1 protein-coding gene is annotated in these 1,081 nt (G+C 70.0%); it reads right to left on the bottom strand.

All coding sequences use genetic code 11. The annotated features are described in order from the left end of the window. Positions 1 to 1,081 (bottom strand): peroxidase family protein (locus tag ODJ79_RS46600; RefSeq protein WP_317620763.1); only part of this gene is annotated, 1,081 nt, incomplete at both ends.

Consider the following 1,081-nt stretch of genomic DNA (forward strand, 5'->3'; position numbering starts at 1 on the left):
AGCGGCTGTCGATCCCGGTGCCGGGTGGGAAGGCCGCGCTCGTCTCGCCGGTGATCTGCGTGAACGAGGTCCGTGCCGGCAGCCCGTACGCCTGCCGGAGCTGGTTGTAGCTGGGCATGCCGTGGTCCCGGCCGCGTTCGATGTCGATGGCGCCGAGATCGGTCACGCCGCGGAAGCACTGGGGCAGGGTCGGTCCGTCCAGGCAGCCGGGGTTGCCGGTGACCGGGACCTGGAACAGCACGCTGCGGAGCTGGTTGTCGATCATCTCATCGTTCCTGTACTGCGCCTCGCCGCCGACCGCCTCCAGCAGCGGCCCGAGCCCGAGCGCGGGCACCAGGTCGGGGTTGAAGAAGCCCTTGTTCAGCGGGACCACCACGGTGACCTCGGCGCCGTCCACGGTGACCTCGAGGCCCTGTGCCCGGAACGCGTCCAGCTGGGCCTGCGTGTACCGGCTGGCGTCCGCCTCGACCTCCATCTCGCCGTGGATCTGGCTGTGCGCCCGGTATCCGACGGTGGCGAACTCGTTGCTCAGCGAGGCGTTGACGCCCGACCGGTAACCGGAGTAGGCGGGCAGCGGGACGCCCATCGCCGGCAGCCACTGGGTGTAGGTGATGTACTGCTGCTCGGCGATGATCACCTTGCGGGCGATGTCGAACTTGTCCTGCTCGCTCAGCGACGCCGGCAGCGCGGCGACGATCCGGTTGTGCTCGCGGGCGAACAGGGTGTGGGTGGCGGTGAGGAAGAGGTTCTCGTTGGCCCGTACGTCCCCGGCGACCATGCGGTTGTCCGGGTTGGCCCGCAGGATGCCGTCGACCTCCATGGGCGGCGAAGTGCTTGCGTTGCCCCGTGCGGTCGCCCGCGGCAGGTAGCCGTTCGGCAGCAGCAGCCGCGCGTTGTTGTTAGCGGGGTTGCCGTCGGCGTTGCCCTCGCGCAGCCAGTCCAGCCGGGTGGCCGTGCCGCCGTAGACGGGCCAGGCGTCGATGTACGAGTTGTTGGAGTTGACCTGCTGGCGTGGGGTGGTCACCCCGGTGCCCGGGGCCGGCGCGCTGCGGACGAACCCGATACTGCCGAGGTCGTTGGT

The sequence above is a fragment of the Actinoplanes sp. KI2 genome (assembly GCF_025630775.1).
GTDB lineage: Bacteria > Actinomycetota > Actinomycetes > Mycobacteriales > Micromonosporaceae > Actinoplanes.